The organism is Mycobacterium toneyamaense, from assembly GCF_055384815.1.
Window position 1 is genome coordinate 4885857 of record NZ_AP040333.1, and the last position, 17128, is coordinate 4902984.

14 protein-coding genes are annotated in these 17128 nt (G+C 68.5%); 7 read left to right on the forward strand and 7 right to left on the reverse strand.

Translation table 11 applies throughout. From position 1 onward, the window contains the following. Positions 1–4: 4 nt before the first annotated feature. The 3 genes from ACZ5IQ_RS23590 to ACZ5IQ_RS23600 are packed head-to-tail and all read right to left on the reverse strand — an operon-like array spanning position 5 to position 5809. Entirely contained in the window at positions 5–616 is a 612-nt protein-coding gene (locus ACZ5IQ_RS23590) for a DUF7158 domain-containing protein (protein ID WP_212806945.1), read from the reverse strand. Beyond that, entirely contained in the window at positions 613–4806 is a 4194-nt protein-coding gene (locus tag ACZ5IQ_RS23595) for a glycoside hydrolase family 38 N-terminal domain-containing protein (protein WP_212814617.1), read from the reverse strand. The genes ACZ5IQ_RS23590 and ACZ5IQ_RS23595 overlap by 4 nt, the downstream gene beginning before the upstream one ends. A 43-nt stretch (positions 4807–4849) precedes the next feature. After that, positions 4850–5809, reverse strand: coding sequence for a helix-turn-helix transcriptional regulator (locus ACZ5IQ_RS23600; protein WP_212806946.1), 960 nt, complete (start codon positions 5807–5809; stop codon positions 4850–4852). A 61-nt stretch (positions 5810–5870) separates the two neighbouring features. Here ACZ5IQ_RS23600 and ACZ5IQ_RS23605 point away from each other — a divergent pair, with 61 nt between their 5' ends. Both ACZ5IQ_RS23605 and ACZ5IQ_RS23610 read left to right on the forward strand, forming a co-directional pair. Beyond that, positions 5871–6398, forward strand: coding sequence for a DinB family protein (locus tag ACZ5IQ_RS23605; protein ID WP_212806947.1), 528 nt, complete (start codon positions 5871–5873; stop codon positions 6396–6398). A 2-nt stretch (positions 6399–6400) separates the two neighbouring features. Continuing rightward, the gene (locus ACZ5IQ_RS23610; RefSeq protein ID WP_212806948.1) at positions 6401–7000 is read left to right on the forward strand and encodes a DinB family protein; all 600 of its coding nucleotides are present in this window, start codon (positions 6401–6403) and stop codon (positions 6998–7000) included. Between the two features lie 51 nt (positions 7001–7051). Here ACZ5IQ_RS23610 and ACZ5IQ_RS23615 read toward each other — a convergent pair whose 3' ends face one another. Beyond that, positions 7052–7654 carry a TetR/AcrR family transcriptional regulator gene (locus tag ACZ5IQ_RS23615; RefSeq protein WP_212806949.1) on the reverse strand — a complete coding sequence of 201 codons (603 nt, stop codon included), beginning with the start codon at positions 7652–7654 and terminating at the stop codon, positions 7052–7054. A 74-nt stretch (positions 7655–7728) separates the two neighbouring features. On the opposite strand from ACZ5IQ_RS23615, the gene ACZ5IQ_RS23620 reads away from it, so the two are divergent. The 4 genes from ACZ5IQ_RS23620 (at position 7729) to ACZ5IQ_RS23635 (ending at position 12254) form a co-directional block, all read left to right on the forward strand. Then, positions 7729–8727, forward strand: a complete 999-nt coding sequence (locus tag ACZ5IQ_RS23620) for an oxygenase MpaB family protein (protein ID WP_212806950.1) — start codon at positions 7729–7731, stop codon at positions 8725–8727. A 73-nt stretch (positions 8728–8800) separates the two neighbouring features. Next, the gene (locus ACZ5IQ_RS23625) at positions 8801–10165 is read left to right on the forward strand and encodes an ABC1 kinase family protein (protein ID WP_318985742.1); all 1365 of its coding nucleotides are present in this window, start codon (positions 8801–8803) and stop codon (positions 10163–10165) included. Between the two features lie 54 nt (positions 10166–10219). Further along, positions 10220–11146 carry an alpha/beta fold hydrolase gene (locus ACZ5IQ_RS23630; RefSeq protein ID WP_212806952.1) on the forward strand — a complete coding sequence of 309 codons (927 nt, stop codon included), beginning with the start codon at positions 10220–10222 and terminating at the stop codon, positions 11144–11146. A 211-nt stretch (positions 11147–11357) separates the two neighbouring features. Continuing rightward, a complete protein-coding gene (locus ACZ5IQ_RS23635; RefSeq protein WP_212806953.1) occupies positions 11358–12254 on the forward strand; it encodes a cyclopropane mycolic acid synthase family methyltransferase in 897 nt (298 codons plus the stop codon). A 58-nt stretch (positions 12255–12312) separates the two neighbouring features. Here ACZ5IQ_RS23635 and ACZ5IQ_RS23640 read toward each other — a convergent pair whose 3' ends face one another. After that, positions 12313–14088, reverse strand: coding sequence for a cellulase family glycosylhydrolase (locus tag ACZ5IQ_RS23640; protein ID WP_464480371.1), 1776 nt, complete (start codon positions 14086–14088; stop codon positions 12313–12315). Between the two features lie 368 nt (positions 14089–14456). Between ACZ5IQ_RS23640 and ACZ5IQ_RS23645 the strand changes: the two genes are divergently transcribed. After that, positions 14457–15401, forward strand: a complete 945-nt coding sequence (locus ACZ5IQ_RS23645) for an endonuclease/exonuclease/phosphatase family protein (protein ID WP_212806955.1) — start codon at positions 14457–14459, stop codon at positions 15399–15401. A 1-nt stretch (position 15402) separates the two neighbouring features. Here ACZ5IQ_RS23645 and ACZ5IQ_RS23650 read toward each other — a convergent pair whose 3' ends face one another. Then, positions 15403–16062: a M15 family metallopeptidase gene (locus ACZ5IQ_RS23650; protein ID WP_212806956.1), complete on the reverse strand. Its 660-nt coding sequence runs from the start codon at positions 16060–16062 to the stop codon at positions 15403–15405. 79 nt (positions 16063–16141) lie between these two features. Then, positions 16142–16840, reverse strand: a complete 699-nt coding sequence (locus ACZ5IQ_RS23655) for a TetR/AcrR family transcriptional regulator (RefSeq protein WP_244872773.1) — start codon at positions 16838–16840, stop codon at positions 16142–16144. Between the last annotated feature and the right edge of the window lie 288 nt (positions 16841–17128).

Here is a 17128-nt window from a genome sequence, read left to right on the forward strand (position 1 = left end):
GCTTTCAGTGCCGGTGGACGTGGTCGGGCTGACGCGGGTCGCCGGGATGTTCGTAGCCGGGCGCCAGATGCACCGACTCGGCTCGGCGGGCGTCGAGCCAGTGCCGGAAGGCCCGCCGGCGCGCCGAACCCAGCAGGTGCGCGGTGATCTGTGACCGCACCTCGTCCAGCGCGGGGGCGACGGTCGGCGCGGTGGACCAGCCACCGGGACCGGGTACCGGCGGCGCGAACCGCAGCGGGTTGCGCGCGTGATAGCTCTCGACCTCCGCGTCGGGGATCCGCACCGCGGCGGTCACCCGAACGAACAGCGCCCGTGCCAGCGGCTGTTCGAGCGCGGCCGCGGCGATACTGCCGAGCTCCATGCGGGCTGCCGCGTCGGGCAGCAGGTCGGTTTCGGTGGGCGCGTCCCTGTCGCTGACCCCGAGTTCGCCGGCCGCCACGCGCACCACCTCGTCGGTGACGAGCAGCTGAGCCAGCCAGCGCCGCAGCTGCCGGCCCTCACTGGTCCCGGGCGCCGGCAGCGACGAGGCTAATATGCTTGCCCGCAAACGTGTTTCGCGTTCGTCGAGTGCGGTTACGGGTATCTCCCGTCCAGCGACGGTGGCGATGCGGTTCATCGGACCCGCACCGATACCGCCGGTGTGTAGAGCACCCGGCCGGCCGCGGCGATCCGGATCAGCGCCCACCACTGTCCGGGCTCGACCCACGACGGTGGCGCGACGTCGAAGTCGAATGCGACGGTGCCGCCGGCCGGCACATCGGCGCCGAGTACGGCCGGCCCCAACCATTCCCAGGTGCCCCACGGACTGATGAGGTGTGCCTCCAAGCTCAGCGGCGCACCCGCGGCCGAGCCGACGACGACGCTCAGATCGCCGTGTTGCCCGGCGACGACGTCGACCGGTTGGGGTTCCTCGACCAGCCGCAGCAGCGGGGCGTCGCCGGGTTCGCCGACGGTGACGACACAGACGTCCTCGACCATCTGACGCCAGGCGGCCGGAACCTGATGATGCTTGTCGCCGCCGGTCACCGCCAGCTCGACCCGCACCGGATACCGGCCGGCGGGGGCGTCGGCCGGAAGGTCCAGCTGCACTTCGGTTTCCAGATAGCCGCCGGGCGGCAGCACGAAGGGCAGTTCGTCCGGGGTGGCCGACCAGCCGTCGGGGCACAGCACGCGGACCCGGCCGTGGAGCGTGGCGTCGGTGCAGTCGCTGGCGGCGGTGACGCGCAACGACACGGGGACGCCCGGTGCGCCGGCGGCTTCGGTGGGGTGCACATGAGCGACCGCGGGCAGTCCGCCCAACGGTGCGGGGCCGCGGTTGTGCAGCCAGTACCGGGCGTAAACCGGTTGGGCGACTTCGGCATCCGGCGCCAGGGTGGCGTGGTCGCCGTTGAGCACGTGCGGCAGGTCGAGCCGGGCCCGCACGGTGGCGATCTCGAAACCGTGCAGCCGCAGGTCTTTTCTGCCGGCGATCGGCTGTTCGAGCAGGTCGAGTCGTTCGACGTCCTCGAGGTGCCGTAGGCCAGAGGTGACGTCGACCTCGGTCGGCCGTCCCGAGGTCTGGACCAGGCGCAGGGTGATGCCCGCGCTCGGGTCGACGGGCGCGCTGCTGCCCGCCGCGATCGGGTTGCCGGTGGCCTTCAGCGCGGCCAGCGTCACCTCGGATGCGGGTTCGACGCCCAACAGTGAACCGGTACAAGGCAATCCGCCGGCCACCGCGGGATGGTCGGTGCGCACCGCGAGCAGCGGCTGGGAGTATTCGGCGCTGCGGCCCGGGATGCCCGCGGCGCGCCAGTCGCCGTCGCCGGCCGCGATGGCGTAGTCGAAGGTGTGGGTCCAGTGCTGGAGCTGGAAGTTCGACCCGTCGGGTGCGGTGCGGCGCGGCGGGTCGATCCAGGTGCCCGAGGGCCAGCCGGTGCACGACCGCAGCAACGAGGTGTGCAGGACGCCGTCCGGTTCGACGGCGAAACCCGGTACGCCGCGGTTCAGCAGCGCCACACTGCGGGCCTCGAAGGGCCCGATGCCGGCCGCGGCTTCCTGCTCGACGGTGATCTCGGTGGTCGCGAGGGCGGCGATCAGCTCGTCGATGGCGCCGGGTCCGGCGACGATCAGCACCGGCAGCGCCCGTACCCCTGTCAGGTCGGCGCCGGGAATCCACCGCTGCACCAGGTCAGCGTCGGCGGGCACCCAGAGCCGCGCGTTCCCGGCCGTCAGGCGGTGCCGCAGTTCGGCGCCGTAGCGGGGCTCGGCTGCCGCCAATACCGCTGCGGTGAAAGCGTTCTCGTCGGGGCCGCCGAGCGCGATGCGGGCGTCGGGCAGGTTGGAGTCGACGGCGAGGTCGCCGTAGCGCGGCTTGCCGGCGCTGCTGCAGGTGGCCGTCACCCCCGCGCGCACCAGCGCCACCATCAGGTCGCGGGTGGGCGACTGTGGGTCGGCGGCGTCCGGCGCGACGACCTCGGCGACCGACACCGCCCGCACGCTCTCGCCGTGCGCGTCGCGGACCCGGACCCGCACCGCCGAGGACAGCCCGAACCACCCGTAGGCGGGGTTGTCCAAGGTGTAGGGGTGCTCGGCGGTGTCGACCGCGTCGTGCGAATCCCGTTGGTGCAGCAGCCCGAAGCCGCGGCCGATCACCGCGTCGCCGACCTCGCTGACCGGCATCGCACCCGGCACCGGACAGGGCCAGCGCAGGCGCAACAGCTTGTCGGCGCCGGTGAACTCATCGACCACGGTGCGGCAGTCCACGCGGTCCACGCCGTGCCACAGCGTGATGGTCTGGGTGTACCGCAGCACGTCACCGATGCGCCCGGTGACCACCAACCGCTCCCCCAGCGCGCTGCGGTAGGCCTGCACCGACTCGGCGGCGTGCTCGGCGGAGCCCACCACCGGCCCCTTGGGCAACAGGTGCCAGGGCCCTTCGTGTTCGGTCGGATGCGCGGAATGCTCGTCGTAGACGGCGATCTCGTTGCCGACCCGGCCCGCGCCGATCAGCTCGACGCCCGCGCGCACCAGCGACGACACCGCGCCGCCGCGGTCGGGGTCGACCGTGCAGCGGTAGCGATCGTTGCCGATGCTGGTGCCGGACATCGGTTCCCAGGACGCGGGCGCCCACGCGGACTGCGTCGCGGCGTCGCCGAGCGTGTATCCCCGCCACCCGAGCGACGGCACGTCGTGGGCCGGCCACGTGACGGTGTGGCCGTCATCTTCGATCAGGACCGGGAGCGGCGTGCCGTCCACGTCGAGTACCGGCCCGTCCAGCGGTTCGTCGAGGTGGACGGTGACGATGTCGGTTCGGCTGTGCGCCAAGGGGTTCCACACCACGATGTCGCCGTCGACGGCCCGCGACAGCAGCGCCAACGCGTTGTCGCGGGCGGTCCGGCCGAGTTCCCAGGCGTCGCGCCAGCCGGTGAGCAGGTCGAGGTACACCTGGTCGGATTCGGAGCCGGTGATGGCGTCGTGGTGTGCGCCGTAGGCCAGTTGTACCCAGGCCTTGGCCAGGGCGGCTTGCGGATACGTAGCGCCGGTCAGCAGTCCGGCGAACACCGCGAACCGTTCGGCTTCCAGCACGACGTTCTCGGCGGCCCGGTTGGCCTGCTTGGTGTCGATGTACGACACGTCCTTACCGGTGTAGATCGGGTTCATGTCCCTGGTCTGCGGCGACGGCTGGGTGCCACCGGCCTCGAGTTCGGCCCGCACGGCGGCGAAGAACTCCCGCGGCAGCGCACACACGAAGCGGGGCCACGTGTAGCGGGCCGCCCAGTCGCGGTGAATCTCGGTCACCCACTTGTTCGGCGGGGTGTAGTCGGTGCCCACCGGCAGGAGCACATTGCGGGTCAGCGCAACCTTTTTCAGCTTGGCGAACGTGGCGTAGGTGGCGTCTTCGGCTTCTTGCAGCGATGCCGACGAGTCCATCCACCAGCCGGCCGCGTAATGCGCGGGCATGTAGTGGGTCAGCAGCCCGCGGCCCGACGGTGCGATCCAGTCGAATTCGCTGGCGAACTGCATGCGCTCGGGGTCGCCGTCGCGGTGCATCGGGCCCCACTGGTGATGCGGGCCGCGCGCCCATGAACTGGAGGTCAGGCCGGCGTCGGCGGCCATGCCCGGGAACTGCGGGTCGTGGCCGAACACGTCGAGCTGCCAGGCCGTCGCCGGGGCGGCGCCCATCACGTCACGCTGGAAACCGATGCCGTGCACGAAGTTCCGGATCGCAGTCTCGGGACTGGTCAGGTTGGTGTTCGGCTCGTTGTAGGTGCCGCCCATGATCTCGACGCGGCCCTCGGCGAGCAGCGCCCGCAGCTGGGCACGCTGCTCCGGATGGGTGTCCCAGTAGGGCTTGAGGTAGTCGACCTCGGCGAGTACGAACTTGTATTCGGGTTCGCGCCTTGCCATTTCGAGGTGCGCCGTGACCAGCTCGAAGCCGTTGGTCTGCCGGCACCGGCCGGGCGGGTCCTCGGTCCAGACGCTGGTGTAGGCGGCCTGGGTGTTCCACCACACCGGGTCGTAGTGGAAGTGGCTGATCATGTGCATGGTCCAGCCGGGCTCGGCGACGACGAACTCGAACGGCGTCTGCTCGCCGCCGATCTCGAGGCGCGCGGCCCGCACCTGGCCCGGCCGGCCGTCCTGGACGACCACCGGAATCTCCACGGTGCCGGCGCCGGGCTGCGCCACCGCCTGGCCACTGAGCCCGTCGCCGCCGACCCGGACCTCGGCGGCGTCGGCGCAGTCGGTGTAGTCCAGCCGGACGATCTGCCGCGGTTCGTCGGCCGGGCCGACGAACAACTCGGTGGAAACTACCGCCGTCACCTGCAGGAGTCGTCCCGTCGACACCCCTGCACCATACGGCGCAGCGTCGCTACTCGGGAGGCATTGCGGCACGCAACCGGTCGGCGACCACCGCGGCCGCGGCGATCACCTCCGGCGGTTCGAGGACCTCGAACCGGTATCCCGGCATCGCCAGGTACAACACGATGCGCTCGGGGTCGTCGCCGCCGGCCGTCACGATGCAGCGGTCCGGGCCGTCCGCCTCGATCTGCGCCGACGCCGCGGAAAACATCTGCGCCAGTTGACTTTCCGATGCCTCATAGCGGACCCGCGCGACGTACCGGTACGGCGACGCGGTGATGGCCTGACGCACGAACTCCGCGGGATCAGGCGCCGGGCGCGGCGCGAACGTCGTGCCCGCGGCCTTGACATCGACCATCCGGTCCAGGCGCAGAGTGCGCCAGTCCTGCTTGTCGCGGTCGTAGGCCAGCAGGTACCAGCGGCGCCCGGTGGTGACGAGTTGATAGGGCTCCAACCGCCGCTCGGTGCTGTTGCCGCGGATGTCGGTGTAGCCGAGCCTGACGTGTTCGTGGTCGCGGCAGGCGCGGGCCAGCGTCATCAGGTCGTCGGGCGAAACCGCTTCGACCGCACCGCCACCGGTCAGTGTCACCGTCGCGTCGTGCACGGCGGACACCTGCGACCGGAGCCGCGCCGGCATCACCTGGTCGAGTTTGGACAGTGCCCGCAGCGCCGACTCACCGACGCCCGCGACGCTGCCCCCGGCCGCGAGCCGCAGACAGACCGCCATCGCGACGGCCTCCTCGGGGTCGAGCAGCAGGGGCGGCAACGCGGCGCCGGCGCCCAATTGATAGCCGCCGTCGCGGCCCTTACTGGCGTGCACCGGATAGCCGAGGTCACGCAGCCGTTCGATGTCGCGGCGCACACTGCGGCCGGTGACGCCGAGCCGGTCGGCCAGCTCCTGCCCCGTCCACACCCGGCGCGCCTGCAGCAGCCCCAGCAGCTGCAGCACGCGGCTCGTCGTTTCGGACATGACAACACTCTGCCGCATTCATAGGACAGAAACAGTCCTAATTGAATGTCAGGCTCTTCATGTGACCGAAGAACGGACCAAAGAACTGGCCGACCAACTCGACTGGCATTGGCAACACCAGCTGCGTCCCCGGCTCGAGGGACTGACCGACGACGAATATTTCTGGGAGCCGGTGCCCGGGTGCTGGACCCTGCACCGCGACGGATCCATCGACTTCAGCTACCCGCCACCGCAACCCGAACCGTTCACGACCATCGCCTGGCGGCTGGCGCACGTCATCGTCGGCGTCCTGGCCATGCGGAACCACTCGCATTTCGGCGGACCACCGGCCGACTACCAGTCGTGGCCGTACGCCCGCGACGCACGCACCGCACTGGAGCAGCTCGACACCGCCTACGCGACCTGGATCACCGGAGTCCGCGGGCTCGACGCCGCTGCCCTGGCCCGGCCGTGCGGACCCGCCGAGGGTCCCTACGCTGACTTCTCAATGGCCACCCTCGTGCTGCACATCAATCGCGAAGTCATTCACCACGGAGCTGAAATCGCCTGCCTCCGTGACCTTTACACCCACACCCCGAAGGAGAACTGAACATGGCCGGACTGCCCGCACCCGCAGGCGACGAGCGTCAGACCCTCTTCAACTTCATCGCGTTCCAGCAGGACGCGTTCGCGGCCGTCGCCCACGGCCTCACCGACGAGCAGGCGCGCTCGACCCCATCGGTCAGCGCGTTGTCGATCGGCGGACTGATCAAGCACGTCACCGGTGTGCAGGCCGGCTGGGTCGCGCGTGCGGTCGCCGCGCCCGACTTCCCGCCGCGCGACACCCGGCCGATGGCCGAACAGATGGCCGAACACCAGGATCAGCTCACGATGCGCGACGACGAGAAGCTCGGCGACCTGCTCGACGCCCTGCGTACGCAGAACGCCAAGACGCTGCAGGCCTTCGCCGAACTCGACCTCGACACGCTGGTGCCGGTCCCGCACGAGGTGCCGTGGTTCCCCGCCGACGTCGACCACTGGACGGTGCGCTGGGTCGGCATGCACATCATCGAGGAGCTGTCGCGGCATGCCGGGCACGCCGACATCATCCGCGAATCCATCGACCGCGCGACCATGTACGAGCTGCTGGCCGCCGAGGAGGAGTGGCCGGAGACGGATTTCATCAAGCGCTGGCGGCCGGCCGCCCGGTAACTCGAGATGGACGAAATGGCTGCTCCCACCCACGGCGGAGCAGCCATTTCGTCATTCTCGGCGCAGCACCAATGCCAGTGCCGCGTCGACCACCACATCCAGGTCCGACCCCAACGAACCGGACAGCCACTGTTGGGCCAGCTCCGCCATGGCCCCGGTGTACATGGCCGCACCGACGCGCGCGGCGACGGGATCCGAACCGGGGTGCAGCCGGCCGCCCTCGGCGAGGACGGCATCGAGCAGCAGGTCCTGCGTGACGGCGCGGCGCGCGGCCAGCACCGGGTTGGCGCGGGCCTCGGTGAACAGCACCCGGCCGCGCCGCGGATCGGCGGACCCGAAGCCCAGTACCGCGGCGATGCCGGCCCGGGTCCGGTCCCGCACCGAGTCGCCCGCGACGGTGATGGCGGCGTCGACCACCGTGGCCAGTTCACCGCTGACCTTGTCGTAGACGGCGCCCAGCAGATCGTCGATGCCGTCGAAGCTCTCGTAGAAGTAGCGGGTGTTGAGCCCGCACGCACGGCACACCGAACGGACCGACAACGCCGATTCGCCGCCGGAGCCGAACAACTCGAATGCCGCGTCGACCAGTAACCCGCGCCGCTCGGCGCGGCGGTCGTCGAGCGGAACCCCCGCCCACCTGGTCGGTGTCGACATCCCTACAGCCTAGGTCTGGTCACACCCGTCACCAAATACTATTCTGGTTACGACCGTGACCAGAAGGGGTTGACGTGTACCTGCCGCACCAGTTCATCGAGCATCAGCTTCAGCACCGGTTCGACCAGACCATCCGGCGGAACTACTTCCGCGGCATGGAGTTCGCCGGCCCCGCCGGAGACCCGGGCTGGTTCGGCCCCGGCAGCGCCGTCTGGCACGTGCACTCCCACACCGAGGCCCTGGTCTTCGGCCTGCAGTGCGCCGCGTTCATCGAGCGCCTCGACCCGTCCATCTACTGGATGGGCATGCACCACTCGCGACTCGTCAAGCGCGACGAGAACGGCGAGGCCATTCCGGTGGTCGACCCGAAGGGCGCGGCCGTCCGGCTGGGCCACTCCATCGCGTTCTTCATCGGCACCGCGTACGGCAGCACCGAGACCGCCGAGAACCTGGCCCGGACCGTGCGCGCCATGCACCACACCATCAAGGGCGTCCGCCCGGACGGCGCGGCCTATGACGCCGACGATCCGGACTGGCTGCGCTGGAACTACGCGACGGTGGTGTGGGGCCTCGCGACGGCGCACGAGCTCTACCACCCGAACCCGTTGCGCGGCAAGAAACTTAACCGCTACTACGGCGAGTTCATCCGCGTCGGACACGCCCTCGGTGGCACCGACCTGCCCACCACCAAGGCCGAGACCCTGGACTGCCTGAAGTCCTATCTCCCCAAACTGGCGCTGACGCACGGCGCCGCCATGGCCACCGGCCCCAACCTGCCGATGCCGCAGAGCGCCATCGACTGGGCCGTCCGGGACACCATGCCGAAGTGGGCCAAGCAGCTGCTCGGACATACCGACCCCAACCCGATCGAGCGTGCCGCCCGTCGAGCCGTGGTGTGGTCGATCATCAACGGCCTGCACGCCGCCGCCGGACCGTTCCCGGAATTCCGCCAGGCCACAGCGCGGGTCAAGGGCGGCGTCGATCCGGAGCTGGCACCACACACCGTCCCGGCGTACGTGCCCGGCAGCGACCCGGTCCGCAGCCGCGCCGACATCGAGAGCGTCTTCGTCTGATCCGCGGCGGCGAAACGGCATGACGCGAGACACACCTTTTTGGCGGTACCCGGGGTTTTGAGACACTTCACCAATGAGTTCTCCGCGGAAGACACCGCACCGTGAAGGTGCCAGGCTGGACCGGGTGCCGCTGCCCGTCGAAGCCGCCCGCATCGGGGCCACCGGCTGGCAGCTCGCCCGGACCGGCGTACGCGTCGTCGGCAGCGCCTTTTCCAAGGGCAGCCTGCAGCAGAAGGTGATCAAGCAGGTCCCGAAGACGTTCTCCGATCTGGGGCCGACGTACGTCAAGCTCGGCCAGATCATCGCGTCGAGCCCCGGCGCCTTCGGCGAGCCGCTGAGCCGCGAGTTCCGCAGCCTGCTCGACCGGGTCCCGCCGGCCGACAAGAACGAGGTGCACAAGCTGCTGCGCGAAGAACTCGGCGGCGACCCGGCCGACCTCTTCGCCAGTTTCGACGACGAGCCCTTCGCCTCCGCGTCCATCGCCCAGGTGCACTACGCGACGCTGCACTCCGGTGAAGAGGTCGTCGTCAAAATCCAGCGCCCGGGCATCCGCCGCCGCGTGGCCGCCGATCTGCAGATCCTCAAGCGCGGCGCGCAGCTCGCCGAACTGGCCAAGCTGGGCCAGCGCCTGTCCGCGCAGGACGTGGTCGCCGACTTCGCCGACAACCTCGCCGAGGAACTCGACTTCCGGCTCGAGGCGCAGTCCATGGACGCCTGGGTGGCGCACATGCACGCCTCGCCGCTGGGCCAGAACATCCGGGTGGCCCAGGTCTACTGGGACCTGACCAGCGAGCGCGTGCTGACCATGGAACGCGTCGAGGGCATCCGGATCGACGACGCCGCCGCCATCCGCAAAGCCGGGTTCGACGGTGAGGAGCTGGTGAAGGCGCTGCTGTTCAGCGTGTTCGAGGGCGGTCTCAAGCACGGGCTGTTCCACGGCGACCTGCACGCCGGCAACCTCCACGTCGACAAGGACGGCAAGATCGTCTTCTTCGACTTCGGCATCATGGGCCGCATCGACCCGCGGACCCGGTGGCTGCTGCGCGAACTGGTGTACGCGCTGCTGGTCTCGAAAGACCACGCCGCCGCCGGCCGGATCGTCGTCATGATGGGCGCCGTCGGCACCGTCAAACCGGAGGGCCAGGCCGCCAAGGACTTGGAGGCCTTCGCCACGCCGCTGACCATGAAGTCACTGGGCGACATGTCGTACGCCGAGATCGGCAAGCAACTGTCCGCGCTCGCCGACGCATACGACGTCAAGCTGCCGCGCGAGCTGGTCCTGATCGGCAAGCAGTTCCTGTACGTCGAGCGCTACATGAAGCTGCTGGCGCCGCGGTGGCAGATGATGAGCGACCCCCAGCTGAAGGGCTACTTCGCCAACTTCATGGTGGACATCAGCCGCGACCACAAGAACGCCGACGGCCAATCCGAGGGGTAGGCCCCGAAGGCCGAATCCGACCATCGAACAGCACCCGCTGAGATACGAGTAGATATGCAGCCCGAACGAGACACCACCCCCGAGGTCCGCACCGGATTCGCCCGCTCGGGCGACCTGGAGATCGCCTACGAGGACATGGGCAATCCGGACGATCCGGCGGTGCTGCTCATCATGGGCCTGGGAGCGCAGCTGCTGTTGTGGCGAAAAGGCTTCTGCGACAAGCTCATCGAGAAGGGTTACCGCGTCATCCGGTTCGACAACCGCGACGTGGGCCTGTCCACCAAGATCGAGGGCAGGCACGCCGGTTCGGCGCTGCTGCCCCGGATGTTGCGGTCGTACGCCGGCCTGCGCAGCGACGCGGTCTACACGCTGGAGGACATGGCCGACGACGCCGCGGCACTGCTGGATCACCTGGAGATCGAGCAGGCACACATCGTCGGCGGCTCGATGGGCGGCATGATCGCGCAGGTCTTCGCGGCCCGCTACCAGCACCGGACCAAGACGCTCGGCGTCATCTTCTCCAGTAACAACCAGCCGCTGTTGCCGCCGCCCGGCCCGAAGCAGCTCAAGGCCATCACGACGCGGCCGCAGGACACGTCGCGCGCCGGCGTCATCGCCAACGCGGTCAACGTCGGCCGCATCATCGGCAGCCCCGCCTACCCGACGCCGCTCGACCAGGCCGAGGCCGACGCCGCCGAAAGCTACGACCGCTCGTACTACCCCGTCGGCGTCGCGCGCCACTTCGGGGCCATCTTGGGCAGCGGCAGCCTGCGGCACTACGACGAGATGATCACCGTCCCGACGCTCGTCATCCATGGTCGGGCCGATAAACTGATGCGACCGAGCGGTGGTCGAGCAGTGGCCAAGGCAATCCGGCGCGCTCGGTTGGTGTTGTTCGACGGCATGGGTCATGACCTGCCCGAGCCCCTCTGGGACGACATCGCCGGTGAACTGGCCACCACATTTGCCGAAATCCCATAGACGTATCAGTCCGGTCACAGCCGCCGCCACGCTGGGGGAATGAACGCGGCTACCGGCCTCAAGGCGGTTACGTTTGCTGTCTCGACTGACCGTGACGGCGCGTTACACCAACGTCAAGGAATCGGCCGGAGGCCAGGTATTGTGCGGGCACGATTGTGATTTAGTGACCGGCATCACCACCCAGTGAGGAAGGTCAAGTTAGGTGTTACAGATGATTCAGGAGTCCGCAGAGGCCAAGGACATGCGGCCGCATTTCGAGGACATCCAGGCGCACTACGACCTGTCCGACGATTTCTTTGGGCTGTTCCAGGACAACTCCCGCAAGTACAGCTGCGCCTACTTCACCGGACCGTTCGTCTCGATGGAGGAGGCCCAGCTCGCCAACGTCGACCAGCACCTCGAACAGCTTGACCTCAAGCCCGGCATGACGCTGCTGGAGATCGGCTGCGGCTGGGGTCTGACGATGCAGCGCGCCATGGAGAAGTACGACGTCAATGTCATCGGCCTGACGTTGAGCAAGAACCAGCAGGCGTTCTGCACGGAGCTGCTCAGCAACACCGCGTCGGACCGCTCGCACCGCGTGCTGCTGAAGGGCTGGGAAGAGTTCCACGAGCCGGTGGACCGCATCGTGTCGATCGAGGCCTTCGAACACTTCGGCTTCGAGCGCTACGACGACTTCTTCAAGAACTGCTACGAGATCATGCCCGCCGACGGCCGCATGACCATCCAGAGCAGCGTGAGCTACCACCCGATGGACATGGCCGCGCGCGGCAAGAAGCTGACGTTCGAGATGGCCCGGTTCATCAAGTTCATGGCGACCGACATCTTCCCCGGCGGCCGGCTGCCCAGCACCCAGATGATGGTGGATCACGGCGAGAAGGCCGGCTTCAACGTCCCCGAGCCGCTGTCGCTGCGCAACCACTACATCAAGACGCTCGGCGTGTGGGCCGCCAACCTGGAGCACGCCAAGGACAAGGCCATCGAGATCGCGGGCCAGGAGAACTACGACCGGTACATGAAGTATCTGACCGGCTGCCAGTTCTACTTCCTTGACGAGTGCCTCGACGTCAGCCTGGTCACCTACACCAAGCAGAAGGAAGCCGCGTAGGCATTTTCGACGAGTAGCGCCCCCGACCCGAGGTCGGGGGCGCTACTCGTTTTCGGGATCAGCTGCCGGATGCCGACGATTTCGCGCTCGCGTCGCGGTGCCGGTGGGAACGCTTGTCGACGGGTGGCGGCGCGTCCGACGCCCCAGCGTCTGACCGGTCCGGCTTCGTGGCCTTGTCGGACGTGTTGGCCTTGTCCGACGTGGTGGCCTTGCCGCGCGTGTCCTTCGAGGGTGACGTCGATCCGTCATCCTTGCGGGGCTTGCCCGACGTCTTGCCGGCCGGGTCAGCCGCGGCGGCGTCCGATGCCTTGCCGTCCGCGGCGGTATCCGACGTCTTGCCGTCCGCAGCGGTACCCGACGGCGCGGTGGTGTCTGACACCGCCGACGCGGTTGACCCGGCGACCTTGGCGCGCTTCTTCAGCTTGGTTGCCGTCGATGTGGTTTCCGTGGATTCGGTCGTCCCGGATTCCGCGGCCGCCGCGGTGGCGGCGGTCGTCGTCGCAACGGATGCCGTGGCGGCGGTGGCGGTGGCGGTTGCCTTTGCGGCCAACGGCGTAGATGTCGGCAGGACTCCGCTGAGGTGCGAGCTGACCGCCGTGACCCAGGCGTTGATGGCCTTGCCCAACTGCTGGAACTCGCCCTGGATCGCCAGGCTGATCGAATTCAGCAGACTCGCCAGCGACTGGGCTATCGCCGTGACACCGGAGACGATGCCACCGACCGTCGAGCCGACACCTCCGGCCGCGCTGGTGGCGTACTCCTTGATGGCCGCCGCGATGACGGCGACGGCGAGCTTCGGGGTCCAGTCGGCGTTGTAGATGCCGTAGCCGTCGGCACCGGCGACGCCGTCCTGCGCGGTGTAGATGAACACCGGCCCGGCATAGGCGAGGGTCTGCCACGTATCGAGCAGGTTCTTGATCAGGTCGGCCTGGGTCTGCTCGCTGACGTCGTTGGTCGACGCACCGAACTCACTGATCCAGATCTTGAGGTTGCCGTCGCCGTACTGCTGCAGCAGCTGATAGATCGCATTCAGTTGCGTCAGTGGGGAATTCGCGACGCCGGCGCCCGACGAGAAGGGCAGCGACTCCTGATACGGATGGAACGACAACGCGTCGAAGTAGCCGGACGCGCCGGCGGCCAGCATCTCCTTGACGAACGTCACCGGATCGAGCGTGATGCTGCCGAAGCTGATGACGCTGCCGAGCGCGCCGGCGACCACGGTGGCGGTCGGGTCGACCGCCTTGATCGCCGGGTAGGCCGCCTTGAGCAGCGCCGCGTAGGCAGTGGCGTCGATGGGATCCGACGACAACACGTAATTCGGCTCGTTCCAGATCTCGTACGCCGAGATGGTCGAGCCGTAGCGCTTGGCCACCTCGGCCGCGAACGCCGCGTACGTGGCCGGGTCCGGCGTGCCGGCACCTGTGATGGACGTCGAGGAGCCCGCCCATGTCGGCGTGCTGGCGATCTCCACCATGACGCCCATGTTCCGGTCGGCCGCGGCCTGCATGACCATGTCCATGTAGGACCAGTTGTAGGTGCCCTGCGCAGGTTCGACGAAGATCCACGGCACGAAGACCCGGATGTCCTGGACCCCGATGGACTGCAGGGTGTCGAGTGTCTGGTCGATCTGCGCCTGGGTCTGTCCGTACAGCCCCGAGTCGGCGATCCCGATGGTCGACGGCGCAGACACGATTTCGGCGGTGTTCTCGATCTGGGCGGTCAGATTCGCCGGCCCACTCGACGGCGCGTACGCGCAGATCAGTGCGATCGGGAGCATCGCGACAATGCCGCGAAACACACAGGCACGGACCAATCCACGCAGCGACCAATACATGCCGTCCTCCTCACCCCGAACGACCGGCCAGCGAATTGTTACGAGGCCGTCGATGAATGGCGGAGACATTACCGCCAATGACGGCAACAAATCTGCAGAACCGTTGGAGAAATAAACATACCTATGGTCAACAACCAGGTAGAACGCCATTGTCTATTCACAGCCCACTGATAGACTCCTGACAGAATTCTCCAATGATTTCACGCATCCGCGTTACATAGCACACGTAATTACCGAGCTCAGCAAATACGAATTATCGTTGCCAAAGTCACCGGGACGAGGCAGAACATACGTCCGGTACATTTTTCGGAACAGCTCGACGCGAGCCGGCACGGCCAACACGAGAAGTGCGGAGGCAAATCATCGCGATGTGGCATTCAGTTCTGACATACGCCGGTGCCATCACGCTGTGCGCAGCCGCGGCCGGCCTCGCGGTGCGGTGGGTTCCGATCGTCAACCGCACACTGTTGGCACTGGCCGCCGGCGCCCCGTATGCGCTCATCGGCGCCCCCGTGGCCGCCATCCTGTTCGGCGCCGCAGGAAACTGGCCGCTGGCAGCGGTCGCGGTCGGCACCACCGTCGTCGCGGCCGTCATACAACTACCCCTGTTCCGCCGCGCGAAGGCGCCGTCGGGGACGGCACTGCGGTTCCTGTCGGCAAATCTGCGCTACGGGCGGGCCGACGCCGAAGCCGTCGTCCGGTACGCCGAGGAGAGCGCGGATATCGTTGCGCTGCAAGAACTCACGCCCGCGGCGCTGGCGCGGCTGGAGTCGGCCGGGCTCGACCGGCTGTTCCCGCACCGGGCGCTGCGCGAGATGGACGAACCCGGGGGCGTCGGGCTCTGGAGCCGTCACCCGATCAGTGACATCCGCATCGACGACGGCTTCTGGCTGGGAATGCTGGCCGCCGACGTCCACCTGCCCGAGGCACCCGCCCCCACCCGCGTGCTGACGGTGCACCTGTCCGCGCCCTGGCCCGACCCGCTACAGGGCTGGCGCGACGACCTGGCGCGACTGGCGGGCACGTTGCTGACGGCTGCCCGGGCAAGCACGGGCCCCGTGCTGCTGGCCGGTGACCTGAACGCGACTCCGGACATGCGGGAATTCCGCCGGCTGCTGCGGCAGGGCTATCAGGACGCCGGCGCACAGGCCGGCGCCGGGGTGGTTCGCACGCATCCGTCCGACATCGTCGCGCCACCGGTCTTCGCGGTCGACCACATCCTCACGCGCGGCTACGTGGCCACGTCGCTGCGGACGCTGCAGGTACCCGGTTCCGACCACCGGGCCCTGCTGGCGCAGTTGGTCGCCGGTTGACTCAGTTCACCGGCACGTCGAGGATCGGGCGCGGCTCGGATGCGCCAGGCCCGTTGAAGTGCCACCACTCCCCCGGGTACACAGTCAGCCCACCGGCGACCATCGCGTCGCGCAGTCGCGCGCGGTTGGCCTGCTGTGCGGGGGTGACGCCCGTGGTCGCGTAGGCCGTCGCGCGCGGCGTGAAGTCGTCGAAATCGGTACCCATGTCGACGCCGGTGATGGTGACGTCCACCGACCGACCGGACTCGTGGCTGCGGGCGAACTGGCTGGGTTTGGCGACCCAGTTCGGGTCCGGCACGGCCTGGAACATCCGGACCTGCACGTCATGCGGGCGGTAGCAGTCCCAGAACGTCAGTACCTCGCCGTGCGCGCGCAGAATCCGGGCGGCGGTGGCCAGCCCCGGCGCCATGGACTCGTGGATCAGGCACCGGGCATCGGCGGGATACAGCGGGACACCGACGAAGTTGTTCGGGGTGGCGTAGCGCAGGTCGATCACCGCATCGGGGACGACGGACCGGACGTCGATCAGTCCGGCCGCAGCGGCCTGCGGTGACACCGGCGGCGGGGCGGGCTGTGGTGCTGCCGAGGCCGCGCCGAGGTCCGGCCCGAAGTTCCCGACCGACAGCAGCGCGCCCAAGGCGACGAGTGTTCGCACGAACATGTGTCGAGGTTGCCAGATCCCGGCACCGGACAACCACGGGATCACCGGATGTCGCGGTGTGCCAACGCGGTCGGCGCGCTCAGCGGCTGGGCGACGCCGGCTTCCTGGTGTTCTTGGTGCCGGCCCGCTTCCCCTTGGTCGGCCCGGGCTTGTCGCACTGATCGTCCGCGGCCTGCGGTGTGGCCAACCGATCCATCCACATCCGCAGCGTGGTGACCAGCAGCGCCGCACTCTGGTCGGCGTCGGCCATCCCGATCGCCTGAGATATCGCCAATCCGCTTCCGGTCGCCACGATGGCGTCGATCGCCTCGTCCAAGCGCGGGTCTGCGGCGTCGACGCCCTCGGGTATCAGGTCCTCGACCATCACCCGGACCGACTCCCGGAACCGATCGATGGTCTCCCTCGTCCCGGCGGTCTGCTCCGGGTCTCCCAAGGTGCTCAACAGGTACTCCGAACCGAGCACCGTGAGCGGGATGTCCGAGGACAACCGGGACCACCAGGTCGCCAGCGCCCCGAACCTGTCGTCCATCGAATCAGATTCGCCGACAAGCATTTCCAGCAGTTTGGTGGTTTCCGCGAGGTACCTCGTGCGGAGGACTTCGAGGCACAGCGCCTCTTTGCCCGCGAAGTTGCTGTAGACAGCACCGATGGTGCGCCCGGCGTCAGCCGCGATGGCTGCGATGGAGGTGCCGTGATAGCCGTTCGCATAGAAGAGCCGCGCCGCCGAATCGAGCACCTCCTGGCGCGTCTGCGCCTGACTCTCTGCGCGTGTCAACACTTTCCGAGCCGCCACAGTGTCCTCCGCAGGTCCGCCCACCGGTCGCCGGCGAGAGGCCAGACTACCGCCTCGGCGCGCTCCAAATTTGATATTGCCCCCATATTCAAATAGGGCTACTATCCGAAATGTGACATCGGCTCCACGGCAAGCAGCCCGACGGCGGCGCCCTGGCGATGCCCGCGATGAGCACGACGTAGGCCCGGCGACGCATTCCCGCCTACCGAAATTGATTACCGCTCAACTCTTTTCATGAGGTCGACCCAAGGAGTCGAAATGACCGATACACAC